The organism is Methylobacterium sp. Leaf85, from assembly GCF_001422125.1.
In the GTDB taxonomy this organism is placed as follows: domain Bacteria; phylum Pseudomonadota; class Alphaproteobacteria; order Rhizobiales; family Beijerinckiaceae; genus Methylobacterium; species Methylobacterium bullatum.
In genome coordinates this window covers 155,393-168,103 of record NZ_LMME01000002.1, presented here as the reverse complement: position 1 = coordinate 168,103, position 12,711 = coordinate 155,393, and the positions used below count along the sequence as shown (strand labels likewise).

The following is a 12,711-nucleotide window of genomic DNA, read 5'->3' as shown; positions in this document are numbered from 1 at the left end:
CCAGGGAACGCTTCGGTATCTGGAGGGCTCCTTCGAGGCCCTTCGCCGAGGCGAAGGGCACCTCAGGATGAGGTGGTCGGGTCGGGCGATCGACTTTGGCGGACGACCGACGTCAGCGTGTGCATCCGCTGAGTTATCCGATCACGCCGGCTCGGTCACGGGGCGATCCGAAACCGCCCGGTCCGGCGACACCAAAGCCGGCCGACGCCGTTATCCCCCCATGATGATGGACACGCCGCGCCTCGGTTTCTGCTGCACCTTCGTGCTCGACGACGATCCCGCCAGCTTCAAGACCCTGAAGGCCGCCCGCGAGGCGACGCTTCACATGAACCTGTCGCACACCACCATGAGCCATCTCGACACGCTCGCGCCCGCGGCGCGGCGGGCGAAGCTCGAGGGTCTCGTCCGGCACAATCTCGGCGCGCTCGAACGGCAGATCGCCTGGGTCGCGGCCCGGCCGCCCCTGGAGCGCCTGCTGCGGATGGCGAGCAATGTCCTGCCCGGCTACACCCACGCGGTGGCACGCTCGATCTATGCCGAGCCCGAGATGGTCGATCTCGTGGAGACCGGTCTCGCGCGCGTCGGCGAGCGGGCGCGGGCGGGGGGCGTGCGCCTCAGCTTCCACCCCGGGCCGTTCTGCGTCATCGCCTCGCGCAACCCCAATGCCGAGCGCAACGGCATCTCCGAGCTCGAATACCATGCCGAGCTGATGGCGATGATGGGCTATGGCGGCGGCTGGCACCCGCAGGGCGCCCATATCAACATCCATGTCGGCGCCCGCGATCCGGGCATCGAAGGGTTTCGCGCCAGCCTGCCCAAGCTCTCGCAGACCGCGCGCGACCTGCTGACGGTGGAGAACGACGAGAACGCCTTCGGCCTCGACACGGTGCTGGACCTGGCGGACGACGTGCCGGTGGTCCTCGATCTGCACCACCACTGGGTCCAGAGCGGCGGCGTCTATATAGAGCCCGACGATTCGCGGATCGCCCGCATCCGCGACTCCTGGCGCGGTGTGCGCCCGATCGCCCATATCAGCCTCTCGCGCGAGGCCCTGCTGGAGGGGCACGACCCGGACACGCTGCCCGATTACCCCACCCTGATAGGGGCCGGGCACAAGTGGCGGGACATCGCGGCCCATTCGCACCTGATGGGCAACCGGGCGCTCAACGCCCTCGTGGCCCGGCACCTCGCCTGGGCCGATTTCGAGATCGAGGCGAAGGGCAAGAACCTGGCCTCCACCGGCATCGCCGCCGCGATCGGTGAGGCGCGTGCGGCCGAGCCGTTACGCAGCACCGCCTCCGCTGCGTGAGCGGAGCGGCAGTGGGTCGCCGCTCATGTCACAGAATCGGGAGTGGGCCGGTTCGGAATCTGACGGGTTTGATCTGCCTTCGGGACGGTTGCGCTGGCAGAGGCTGCAGATCGGAAATCGAGCAAACACAAACTATGCGGAAAACTTAGGAGCCAATCTCCCCGCGTGGCAGAAATATACCTTTGATGCATGTGTCGTTTCTGACTGCTATCTGTGTGTGGGTCCTGGAATAAAATCCACCCTGCGGATAAGCTGGGCTTCCTTCAACGAAAAGACCTCTTACTGTATCGAACGGCTCTATGTAGTCTTCGCTTTCGGGGTCATTATAATGTTTGTCTTCAATGATTTCGTGCAAGTGTCGGATGACGGCGCAGTCGCGAAATCGCAGGAGTTTGTCTCCTTGATTAATTGTTTTTGGGTCTTTGTTCTTAGGCATTTCTGTGCCGGCTTGTTCGTTCAGCAGCTTCAGACTATCGTATGCGTCAGTCAGCAGCTCAATATTTTCTCGCTGCAATAAATCGAGACAATTTCCCAGATCGATGATCGCACCTATGACAAATGGATCGTCATATGCGCCGGACGCCGCCTTCGCCTGCGCCCACTCATAGGCCCGTAGCGCATCGTTTTCCCAAAAATAGACTCCCGGGCCGAGCCAATCGTAATCTTTATTGGAAGGGGCCAAAGGAAGACCGTGAGTCAAAGCTTTGCGGCCTACCTTTCTGCTACACCCATGGTAGCCAAAAGCGAAAGACGGCAAATTTCTAGACATTAAAACCCAGCAGTGGCTTTTTTCTTTCGTTCGCCACCGTAGGCAGCAGTAATTTCGCCTTTTTTATTGTGCGTCCCCTCTTTGACCAGGGCGCCCAACGCTAAGGCCTTCGTCGCTTTCTTTGCAGTTGTATAGCGCTTGATCGCCAACTTGAGCGCAGCACGCTTTTCGGCCTTCATTCCATGGTTCCTTATGGCCTCTCTTCAAATTGGCGCGTCGGCCCGCTTAAATCAAGGCAGCAATGCGGCGCTGGAACCGGCATCGACTTCATCACGGGGCACCACCTCCGCCTCATGAAGGGAGCGAGGCGGGCCAGGTCACGTGAAGCCTGCCCGCCGCCCTCCCGCACCGTGGTGCGTCGCGCGAACTGACTATCCCGTCGGTCAGCGCGTGGCGAACTTGATGCTGATCGCGGCCTTTGCCGTCAGGCCTGGGCTCTGCAGCAGGTTGAGGTACTGGGTGTAGCGCTTGTCGAAGGCGTTCTGCAGGGTGAAGTCGGCGCGGATCCGGTCGTTGACCCGGTAGGACGCGAAGAAATCCACGAGGCCATAGGCCTTGGTCGCCAGGATCGTCGCACTGTCGGGAACGACGTTGCTTTTGTCCACGAAGGTGAGGCGGCTTCCCACCGTGAGGCTGTCGTCGAGGAAGCGCAGGCCGAGCGTGGCGCTGATGCGGTCCGGGGGGATGCTCAGAAGGGCCTCGCGCGTGGCCTTGTCGCGCCCCTCGGTATGGGTGGCCGCCACCGAGACGAAGCCGCCGCCCCAATCGTAGGCGCCCTCCAGTTCGACGCCGGAGATTTCGGCCTGCGCCACGTTGAGGTACTGGAACGACTGGACCGGGATGAAGCACGGGAAACGTCCGGGCCGGCCGACGCAGACCGAGGCCGGAATGCCGGGAATCACGGGCACGAAATAGGTCGGGCCGACCTGGGCGGTGTTGATGTAGTCGTCGATCTCGTTCTGGAAGACGTTGGCCTTGGCGCGGAAGACGTCGCCGGGCCTCAGGACATCGCCGTATTTGAGGTTGATGCCCCCTTCGATATTGTGCGCCACTTCAGGCTTCAGGGACGCATTCGGCAGGATGTTGAAGGCCGGGAAGGGATGGATGCCCTGGACCAGGGTCTCGGTGATCGATGGCGCCCGATAGCCTTCCGCATAGGTGCCGTAGAACTCGATCCCGGCAAAGGGCGAGACCCCCACCGTGATCTTGGGAGAGAGGCGGTCGCCGCTCGAGCTCGCGTTGCCGCCGGACATTTCGTAATGGTCGTAGCGCAACGCTCCGATGACCCGCAGCCAGGAGGCGTAGCGCACCTCGTCCTGGATGAAGGCGCCCGCCAGGGTCCGCTCCCCGGAGGGCGTGAAGGCGGAGCCGAAGCCCCCGGCATTGTCCGTGGTCTTGACCCGGTCGAACACCGCGTCGCCGCCGATGGTCAGGGCGTGGCTCAAGGCCCAGGTGTCGAAACGGGCCGTGTTGTGGACGTCGACGCCCAGCGTCTCGATGTCGTAGTCGATCCTGTCGCCGGCCCGCACGCCGAGATTGCCGTAGAGACCGCTCGCGGTGTCGTTGAGGAAGGTCAGCGTGTTGTGCGTGCTGGCGTAGTAGCCCTTCACGCTCAGATCGATCAGCGGCACGTCGGGCCGGGCGAAGCGGTAGCCGAGGGTGTAGGTGTTGGCCTGGACCGCGTTGTTGAAGCGGGCTCCGGCGTTGCTGCTGCCGTTATTGGCGAAGTCGAAGTTCTGCAGGAGGGCCGTGCCGCTGATCTCGTGGCCGTCGGCGGGCCGGAGGTTGAACTTGGCCAGGCCGGAGGTCAGTTCGTTGCCGGTGTCGCGCACGAGCGTGCCGAACCCGTCGCGATAGGCGTCGTTGTTGCGGTAGACGAACTGACCGAACACATCCGCCGCGGTGCCGATGCGGGCGCCCAGCGCCGTCGAGTTCAGGAATTTCTGTCCGTTCGAGCCGAAGCCGAATTTCTGGACCGCGCCCGCCTTCTCGTCCGGCGCCAGGATGTCGTCGATGGAGCGCGTGCGGAAGGCGACCACGCCGCCGATCGCGCCGGAGCCGTAGATGGTGGAGGTGGGGCCGCGCGTGATGTCGACGCCGCCGACGAGTTCGGGATCGAGATAGAAGACGCCGTTGGCGCTGTGGCCCGAGGTCTGGAAGTTCTGGCGGGCGCCGTCCACCAGGACGTTGACGCGCCCGAAATCCTGCAGCCCGCGGATGTTGATGGCCTGGGCCGGGTCGTTCTGGTTCTCCTGCGTGGTGACGCCGGGGACGTCGCGCAGGACGTCGGAGAGGCGGCTCGGCTGCAGGCGGTCCATCTGCGCGCGGGTGACGACGCTGCTCCCGGACAGGGCGTCGATGGCGGGCTCCTCGGTCTTCGTCCCGGTGACCGAGAGGGTGTCGAGGCTCACTGCCGTGTGCGGCGGTTGCGCCGCGGGGAGGGCGGGCGCCGTCTGCGCTTGAGCGGCGCTCATCGCGATGAGCGAGACGCCGACGAGGGCGCCGGCGCGATGGGGGGTGAGGAGGAGACGGGGAGGCATGACCGATTCCGCGAGACAGGAGAGACAGCGCCGGGAGATGGGCTGGCTCCCAGCGCTGATGCTGCTCCATGACTGTGCGGTCAACGCGGTTTAGTCTTGGTTAGATTGGTGTGAGTCCAAGGAGCATCTGAATATGCCTAGACCTGTTCTAGCCTAGTTTTATAATCCCGTGGTCTGTTGCCGCCCGGTCACAGGCGGCGCGGGAGGATGAAGGGCCGGCCGCCCTCGGGCACCCGCCCGACGGGCCAGTTCACCTGGAAGACCTCGGCGATCAGGTCGTCGCGCAGGATCGCCGCCGGGGTGCCGCTTGCCACGAGGCGGCCCTCGGAGAGCACCAGCAGGGTGTCGGCATAGGCGGCCGCGAGGTTGAGGTCGTGCAGGATCGCCACCACGCCGACGCCGCGGCCCCGCAGCCCATCCACGGCTTCCAGGATCGCGCTCTGATGGCGCAGGTCGAGGCTCGCGGTGGGTTCGTCGAGGAACAGGACCTGTCCGGTGGCGATGGTGCGGCCGGCGGCGAGCTGGCACAGCACGCGCGCGAACTGGACCCGGGCCTGCTCGCCGCCCGAGAGGCTCTGATAGGCACGGCCCGCGAGATGCAGGATGTCGGCCCGGCCGAGGGCGTCGGCGAGGATCGCCTCGCGGTCGCGCCGGGTGAGGCCGCGGCCGATGCCGTCGAGGCCGATGCGGGCGACGTCCGAGACCGAGAAGGGAAAGGCGAGCCGCGTGGTCTGCGGCAGCACCGCCCGCAGGGCCGCGAGCCGCCAGGGCGGGATCGTCGGAACCGGCGTTCCGCCATAGGCCACCGTGCCCGCGGTGGGGGCGAGCTCGCCGCAGAGGAGGCGCAGCAGGGTGGATTTGCCCGCGCCGTTCGGGCCGATGATGACCTGCAGCGATCCTGGCTCCACGTCGAGCGACACGCCCTCCACGAGGGTGCGCCCGCCCGTGGCGAAGGCGAGGCCGGAGGCGGTGAGCAGGGGCGCCGCCTCAGACATCGAGGGTCCGGGTCCGCGCCAGGAGGAGCCACAGGAAGACGGGGGCACCCACCAGCGCCGTGACGATCCCGATCGGCAGTTCGGCCGGCGCCACCACGAGACGCGCCGCCACATCCGCCAGGACGAGGAGCGCGCCCCCGAGGAGGGCGGAGGCCGGCAGGAGCCGCCGGTGCTCGGGGCCGATCATCAGCCGCAGGGTATGGGGCACCACGAGGCCGACGAAGCCGATCACCCCGGCCGCCGCCACGCCGGCGCCGACGGCGATGGCGACGAGGAGGATCGCCGCCCGCTTGAGCCGCTCCACCGGGATGCCGAGATGGAACGCCTCCGCCTCCCCGAGGACCAGGGCGTTGAGCCCGCGCCCGAGGAACGGCACGGCGATCAGCACCGGGAGGATCGCCGGAGCGGTGGCCGCCACCTTGGTCCAGGTCGATCCCCCGAGGCTGCCCAGGGACCAGAAGGTGAGGTCGCGCAGCTGCCGGTCGTCGCTGGCATAGACGAGGAGCCCCGTCATCGCGCCGCTCAGCGCTCCGAGCGCGATGCCGGCGAGCAGCATCGTCGCCACGGAGGTCCGGCCCGAGCGCGTGGCGACGAGGTAGAGGCCCAGCGTCGCGGTGAGCCCCCCGCAGAAGGCCGCCGCCGGCAGCACCGCATAGGGGAGCGGCCCCGGCAGGCCAAAGGCCACGAGGAGCCGGTCGCCCAGGACGATGATACAGGCCGCCGCGAGACCCGCCCCGGCGGAGACGCCGACCAGGGCCGGATCGGCCAGGGGATTGCGGAAGAGCCCCTGCATCAGCGCCCCGGAAACAGCCAGGCCCGCGCCGACCATCAGGCCCAGGAGGGTACGAGGCAGGCGGATGTTGAGGATGACGAGGCTGTCGCGCGCGAGGCTCGGATCCGCCCCGCCCCGCATCAGCACGTCGAGGATCCGCGACGGCGCGATGGGGATCGCCCCGATTCCGACGGAGAGGAGGCTGACGGCGAGGACGAGGATCGCCAGGCCGGCGAAGACCGCGACGTCCCGGCGGCGCGGATCGGCGAGCCTGTCCCCGTGGACAGGATCAGCCACGGATGAGGTCGGGGTAGATCGCCCGTATCAGGTCGCGTGCGGCATCCGGGGTGCGCGGGCCGAAGCCGAGGAGGTAGAGGCCGTCCATGGCCACGAGGGCGTGTTTGGCCGCCGCCGGCACCTGGCCGAGGGCGGTGCCGGGGGCGAAGGTCGTCTCCGGGTTCGGGGCCTCGGCCCCGTTCTGCATCATCACCACGGCGTCGGGGGCGGCGGCGATGATGGCCTCGTCCGTCATCGGCTTGAACCCCTCGATGCCGGTGGCCGCGTTCTCCACCCCCGCCAGGGCCAGGATGCCGTCCGCCGTGCTGTTGCGGCCCCCGACCATGACGCGGCCGTTCGCCACCGACAGCACGACGAGCGCCCTGGCCGGGCGGGTGATGCGGGCGCGCTGCTCGCTCAGGCCGGCGAATTGCGCGCGCACCTCCGCGGCGAGGGCGGCGGCCTCCCGTTCGAGGCCGGCGAGGCGTCCCACGGTGGCGATCTTGTCGAGGACACCCTCGGGGGTCGGCGGCTCTTTGACGATGGAGACCGGCACGCCCGCCTCGCGCACCAGGGTCAGCACGTCGGCGGGGCCGGCGCCCTCGGCCGCGATGACGAGGTCCGGGCCGGCCGAGAGCAGCCCCTCCGCCGACAGCGCGCGCAGATAGCCGACATTCGGCTTCTCGCGCAGGGCCTGCGCCGGGTAGATGCTGGTGGTGTCGACCACCACGATCCGGCTCGCGGCCCCGAGCCGGTAGAGGATCTCGGTCACGGCCCCGCCGAGGGAGGCGATGCGCGCGGCCGGCCCCGCCGCCCGCGCCGGGCCCCCGAGGGCGGCGAGGCCGAGCCCGCCGGCCAGGATCGCGCGGCGGGACGGGGGGAGAGGGGAAGGACGGTGCGTCATCGGATCGGGATCACCCTGTCGCTGGCGGCCGCCCGGAGCCGGTCGCGCGCCGGCATGGACGGGGACCGCCTTCCGGCGACCGTCCGTCGGCGTCACCCGTGTCATGCTATAGGTCGAAGAGTGTGCCTGCCTGCGCAGTCCAAGGCAAGATTTAAAAAAATCTCTACTTTTGAATTGATACAGTCTGTTCTTGCCGTTGCTGCGCCGGAGGCTCTACCGACGCGGCCGCTGCATCTTCACCACGGTGCTCTTGGGGCGGCCGATCGGCTTCAGGGGCGCCTTGGCCTCCAGGGCGGCGCGGGCGAGGTCCTGGGGGCGCGGCGCCCCGTTCGCGATCCGCATCAGGGCCTCGGCCATCTCCTCGATGGTCTGGGCCGCCTCGCCCTCCAGCGTCTCCTCCGCCCGGATGCCGGGCAGTTCGGGCGCGATCTCTTCGGCGGCCTCCCGCAACTGCTCGATGAGTTCGGAGGGGGAGTAGCGGGAGGGAGGTGACTGTGCCATCGGGCGACCATGGCAGCCGCCGGCGGCCTCGACAACCGGGCCGATGGATCGGGACGTCGAACTCAGCTCAACGCTGCACTCCAGGTCAAGCCTTGGACAAACACCTCAACCAGCCTCTCGGCGCGGCGCGCCTCCCCCACGCGGCGGCCCCGTACCGAAGGCACACCAAAACGTAGAGGACATGCACTCAGCCTCGAAAAACATCGGGTCGATGCGGCTCCTTTAAGCGAACCTTTCCCTTGTTCTGGCTTCTCGGTGATAGGAGATGGCGCACTGCGGGGGGCGATCACCGGTGACCATGCGGCCTCAATCATTCCACGACGGCTCCGCGACGGACGCGTCCCGCCCCGAGGGCGATTCCGGCCACGGGCGGCTGAGCCTGAAGGGGCAGGGCGTCGTGAACCTCGCTCTGGCCAAGGGAGAGGGCGCCCCCGTCGACGATCTCCTCGCCGCCTCCGAGGCTCCGGCGAGCCAGATGGCGCTGCCGCTCTGGCTGCTGCTGGTGGGGCGGGAGGCGGTCCACCGGCGCTGGGGCCTCGTCACCGGGGCGGGTCTCGTCTGGACGGGGTTCGGCGCCGCCCTCGTGATCGATGCCCTCGACGGGGCCACGCATATTCCCGACCGCTGGTTCGGCCTCCTCCTCGTGGTCGAGGCTGTGGGCGCGTTCCTGCGCGGCCTCGTCGCCACGGGCGCCGCGCGCCGGTTGCGCCTCCTCAAGGCGGCGCTCCTCCTCGTGGTGGCGGTGCTGACGATGCTGGCCTCGTCCTCGAGCACGTTCCTCCTCGCCATGCTGTTCGGGACGGCCTTCCTGTTCGACGGCCTGTCGCGCTTCGCGCTCTCCTATGTGCTCCGCTTTCCGGGCTGGCGCCTGTCGGCGGCGCATGGGGCGCTGGGCGTGGCGCTGGGCATCATCACCCTGCAGCCCTGGCCCACCTGGTACGCCGGCACGGTGGGGTTCTGCATCGGCGCCTTCCTGATGCTGGCGGGGATCAAGGTGGCGATCCTCGGGCTGCGGTTGCGGCGCCCTCCGGCGGCAGCCGGACCGCACGCCGACGGGGCCGGCACGGACACGCTCACCGTCTATGTCTGGACGCCGACGGGAACGGCCTCGATCCCGGCCCGGCAGCGCCTGGTCCATCGCTACGTCATCTCCGTGAACGGGTCCGGCCACATCTCCACCGGGCACGCGGCCCTGGAACTGGGCGATGGCAGCGGGACGCACGGGAGCCCGCTCTATGTGAGCCATTACCCCGCCGTGGAGATCGACCGCTCCCCCGACAACCTGCGCGCCACCCTGCGGGCCGGCCCGGAGAACAACGTGCCGGGCCGCTTCCTGCCGAGCTACCGCGCGGAGGCGGACGATTGGTGCGAGGCCACCGTCACGGTCACCTTGCACGGCATCGACGGGGCGGGCTTGACGCGCTTCTGGGCCGGCTATCGCCGCGACGCGACCTACAATCTCGTGGGCCGGAATTGCTCGACGGCGGTCGCCCGCGCCCTCGACGCCGCCGTGGAGGGCGCCTTCAGCCGGGCCGGCAAGCCGTGGCGCAGGCTCGCCCAGGCCGCCCTGAGCCCGGAATTCTGGGCGGCCGCCCTCCTGCGCAACGGGGCCGGCGCGATGACCTGGACGCCCGGTCTCGTGCTCGATTACTCGCGGGCGCTCAGCGCCCTCATCGATCCCGTCTCGCCGGTCCAGGCGATCGGCTGGGACGGCGTGAGGCGGCGGCTCCTGCGCAACTGGCGGGCCGAGGCGGTGGCACGGATGCGCAGCCTCGCCCGGCGGCGGTCCCCGGCCGCGTAGGCGGCGGGACGGGGGTGGGTCGGTCTGGGATCCGATGGGGTCGCCCCGACCTTGGAGGGTTCGGGCGACCGTGCCATGATGGCGAGATGCAGATTCCCACCTTGCCCAACCATAGCGTTGCCGTGTCAGCGTGCCGGAGCGACAAGACCCGCTTCCGCTGGTCGGTGACGACGGCCGGGTTCCATGCCTGCCGTTCGACGACCTCCTCTTCGTCCGCCGCCATGGCAATGGCCGCCGGCATCTCTCACGCCCACGTCCTGGCGGAGCCGTATCGGATCAGGGCGCGGATCAATGATGGCGGCTGGATATAGTCGGCGCTCCTGCGTTTTTCCGTGGCGTCGTTGATGGAGGGGGCACAATCTGACGGCTGGTACCAATCCCTAACGTCCGAGGTGGGTGGAAAGCGGTCGTCAGTCACTCGCGAGATAGGCCGACGCTTCTAGGTCAAGACCGAAGCGACCAATCGCTGCCACCACGTCGTTCGGCACGAGCAACGAAGCAGTCACGCGATCCTCCTGGACGAAGAAGGCAACGTCTAGGGACGGCCGCCCAACCTCTCCGCGCTCGACGTGCCCCAGCAATGCTGGACCGACCCGTTCAATGAGAGCGAGCACGTCTGACCATGCGCAGTCTTCGGACGTGCCGATCTGAGCGTAGTTGAAGCCGCTCACCTTGGATGCCTCGAACCGATCAAGGGGGCCTACTGTCGCCTCCATCGACGTTCGGGAGATAGTGACGGCTGGAACGCGCACCACGGCATTGACGGGAGGTTTCGACTGCTCGGCCATGCGAGCAGTTTCAGGCGAAGTGCCTACGTCCGCAATGGGTCGAAAGCAGCCCCGGTAACGGGTACCAAACGTCAGATGTTCCCCACTAGATCGATGTAGCCCTGTTCAAGTTGTTGTTCCAAGGCTTTACCTCATCCTGAGGTGAGATCTCGGACCAGAAAATCAAAGCAAGCCCTCGGCATAGGCATCAGGGCTGAAGTTGCCTTTGTGCAAGTCCATTCCGAACAACTGAAATTGCGCATCGTCGGCCGATACCTTCGGCTCCGATGACAGCGAGCGCCGCGTGGTCCCGCCGCCCGGTCCTTCGCCTCAACGCGCCGGGCGCGCCGCCGCCAGCTCCCGCGAGATCGCCAGCATCACCGCCAGCGTGTCGGCTTCGTCCTGCTCGGCGCCGTGATCGCTGAGCTTGACGATCACCGTGCCGGTGTCGCGGTTGATGTAGACGTATTGCCCATAGACGCCGATGGCGGAGATGTCGTCGTCCCCTTCCGGCACGTGCCACCATTGCGCCGAGTAGGGCCAGCCGTCGACATCCCGGCGCGCCGGGGTCTCGATCCGCTCGATCCAGCGTGCCGGGACGATGTGCGTGCCGCCGACGCGGCCATGGTCGGCCACCATCAGCCCCAGGCGGGCGAAATCCCGCGCCACGGCGTTGATGCAGCAGAAGGCCTTCTCCGTCCCCCCCGGCCGGTCGAGATTCCAGGTCGCCTTCGCCTCCGCGCCCATGGGCTTCCAGATCGCCTCCGAGAGGAGGTCGGCCAGGGGCTTCTTCTGGACCTCCGCGAGGATCAGGCCGAGGATCTCGGTGTCGATGCTGCGGTATTGCCCCGTGCTGCCGGGCTTCGACGACAGGGTGGCGTGGTCGCGCACGAACTCCCGGATGTCGCGGGTGAGGTATAGGCCGGCGGTGCCCGTGAGCGGGTCCCACGGGTCGTAATTCTCCGGCACCGCGAGTCCGCTCGTCATGTCGAGGAGGTCGCGGACGGTGATGCGGCCGAAGGCCGGCTCGTCCCGCAGATACGGCAGCAGGGCCGACACATGGTCCGTCTCGGCGAGCTTGCCCTCGGCGATCGTCTGTCCGACCAGCAGCGAGACCACCGATTTGGCCACCGACCAGGACGGGAACAGCGTCGCCGGCCCCGAGCCGGGGCGGTACCATTCGTGGACGAGGACGCCGTCCTGGGTCACCAGCAGGGCGTTGGTATGGGTCGCCCGCAGCATCTCCGCCAGGGGAACGCTCCGTCCCTTCCAGGGAACCCGGTCGGGAATCGCGTGAAGCCGGACGGGCAGGGGGCGGGACGAGGGCGGCGCCGCCACCACCCGGCTCGCGAACCAGGTGCCGACGGAGGAGGGCTCGACGATGGCGAGGGCGGCGAGCGTGATCGGGTTCGGCACGCCGAGCAGCGGCCCGATGGCGGCCGCCAGCCCGCCCAGCGCCAAGGCGCAGATCAGCGCCCCGGCGAGTCGGGGGCGGCGAAAGCGGGGCCGGAGGCGGGCAAATCGCGACATCGCCCCTCAGTGATGCGCGGTCTGGCCCGAGGCGAGGATCGTCACGCCGACGGCGATCACCGCGATCCCGATCATCATCGGCAGGGTGATCGGCTCCTGAAACAGCAGCGCGCCGCCGACCGCCGCGCCGACCATGCCGACCCCGGCCCAGATCGCGTAGACGATCCCGATCGGCAGCATGTTCATGCTGTTCGACATCAGCCAGAACGCCGTGCCGTAGCCCAGCACCACGATGATCGTCGGCACCGGCTTGGTGAGACCGTCGGCCGCCTTGAGGGCGAGGGTCGCCGTCACTTCGGCGCCGATGGCCAGGGCGAGGAGGAGATAGGGGTTCATCCGTGGGTCGTCCGTGCGGTCGGCGGGCTGAAGGCGGGTCGGGCGGCCATCCGCATGGCGATGGCCGCGTCATGGCCGATACCGGGGGAAATCCACCGGTACGGCTCCGGATTTCCAAGAGCACGCCGGCCGTTAATGTCCCGTGTGGATGGCGCATGAAAGGCCGCCCGATGGCGGTCGAAACAGGGTGCGCGTGGCGGTGGCGATCCGG

12 protein-coding genes are annotated in these 12,711 nt (G+C 68.2%); 2 read left to right on the top strand and 10 right to left on the bottom strand.

The genetic code is table 11. The annotated features are described in order from the left end of the window. Positions 1 to 220: 220 nt before the first annotated feature. A complete protein-coding gene (locus ASF08_RS03335) occupies positions 221 to 1,309 on the top strand; it encodes a UV damage endonuclease UvsE (RefSeq protein ID WP_200931821.1) in 1,089 nt (362 codons plus the stop codon). Positions 1,310 to 1,454: 145 nt separating this feature from the next. On the opposite strand, the gene ASF08_RS23655 is transcribed toward ASF08_RS03335, so the two are convergent. From ASF08_RS23655 to ASF08_RS03305, 7 genes are all read right to left on the bottom strand, one after another. After that, positions 1,455 to 1,991: a hypothetical protein gene (locus tag ASF08_RS23655; protein WP_244474435.1), complete on the bottom strand. Its 537-nt coding sequence runs from the start codon at positions 1,989 to 1,991 to the stop codon at positions 1,455 to 1,457. An 86-nt stretch (positions 1,992 to 2,077) separates the two neighbouring features. Beyond that, positions 2,078 to 2,257 (bottom strand): hypothetical protein, encoded by a 180-nt coding sequence (locus ASF08_RS24450; protein ID WP_147833128.1) that lies wholly within the window; start codon positions 2,255 to 2,257, stop codon positions 2,078 to 2,080. Positions 2,258 to 2,461: 204 nt separating this feature from the next. After that, positions 2,462 to 4,618 (bottom strand): TonB-dependent hemoglobin/transferrin/lactoferrin family receptor, encoded by a 2,157-nt coding sequence (locus ASF08_RS03325; protein WP_056141284.1) that lies wholly within the window; start codon positions 4,616 to 4,618, stop codon positions 2,462 to 2,464. A 188-nt stretch (positions 4,619 to 4,806) separates the two neighbouring features. Continuing rightward, positions 4,807 to 5,613: a heme ABC transporter ATP-binding protein gene (locus tag ASF08_RS03320; protein ID WP_056141281.1), complete on the bottom strand. Its 807-nt coding sequence runs from the start codon at positions 5,611 to 5,613 to the stop codon at positions 4,807 to 4,809. Then, the gene (locus ASF08_RS03315; protein ID WP_056141278.1) at positions 5,606 to 6,682 is read right to left on the bottom strand and encodes a FecCD family ABC transporter permease; all 1,077 of its coding nucleotides are present in this window, start codon (positions 6,680 to 6,682) and stop codon (positions 5,606 to 5,608) included. Before ASF08_RS03315 ends, ASF08_RS03320 begins: the two co-directional genes overlap by 8 nt. Continuing rightward, complete coding sequence (locus ASF08_RS03310; protein ID WP_056141374.1) at positions 6,675 to 7,565, bottom strand: heme/hemin ABC transporter substrate-binding protein; 891 nt, start codon at positions 7,563 to 7,565, stop codon at positions 6,675 to 6,677. The genes ASF08_RS03315 and ASF08_RS03310 overlap by 8 nt, the downstream gene beginning before the upstream one ends. A 213-nt stretch (positions 7,566 to 7,778) precedes the next feature. Further along, positions 7,779 to 8,066: a hypothetical protein gene (locus ASF08_RS03305; RefSeq protein WP_018045622.1), complete on the bottom strand. Its 288-nt coding sequence runs from the start codon at positions 8,064 to 8,066 to the stop codon at positions 7,779 to 7,781. Between the two features lie 298 nt (positions 8,067 to 8,364). Here ASF08_RS03305 and ASF08_RS03300 point away from each other — a divergent pair, with 298 nt between their 5' ends. Continuing rightward, positions 8,365 to 9,867, top strand: a complete 1,503-nt coding sequence (locus ASF08_RS03300) for an HdeD family acid-resistance protein (protein ID WP_056141276.1) — start codon at positions 8,365 to 8,367, stop codon at positions 9,865 to 9,867. 410 nt (positions 9,868 to 10,277) lie between these two features. On the opposite strand, the gene ASF08_RS03290 is transcribed toward ASF08_RS03300, so the two are convergent. The 3 genes from ASF08_RS03290 to ASF08_RS03280 form a co-directional block, all read right to left on the bottom strand. Beyond that, entirely contained in the window at positions 10,278 to 10,655 is a 378-nt protein-coding gene (locus ASF08_RS03290) for a hypothetical protein (RefSeq protein ID WP_056141270.1), read from the bottom strand. 309 nt (positions 10,656 to 10,964) lie between these two features. Beyond that, entirely contained in the window at positions 10,965 to 12,164 is a 1,200-nt protein-coding gene (locus ASF08_RS03285; RefSeq protein WP_056141268.1) for a serine hydrolase domain-containing protein, read from the bottom strand. A gap of 6 nt (positions 12,165 to 12,170) precedes the next feature. After that, positions 12,171 to 12,500, bottom strand: coding sequence for a DMT family transporter (locus ASF08_RS03280; RefSeq protein WP_018045616.1), 330 nt, complete (start codon positions 12,498 to 12,500; stop codon positions 12,171 to 12,173). Between the last annotated feature and the right edge of the window lie 211 nt (positions 12,501 to 12,711).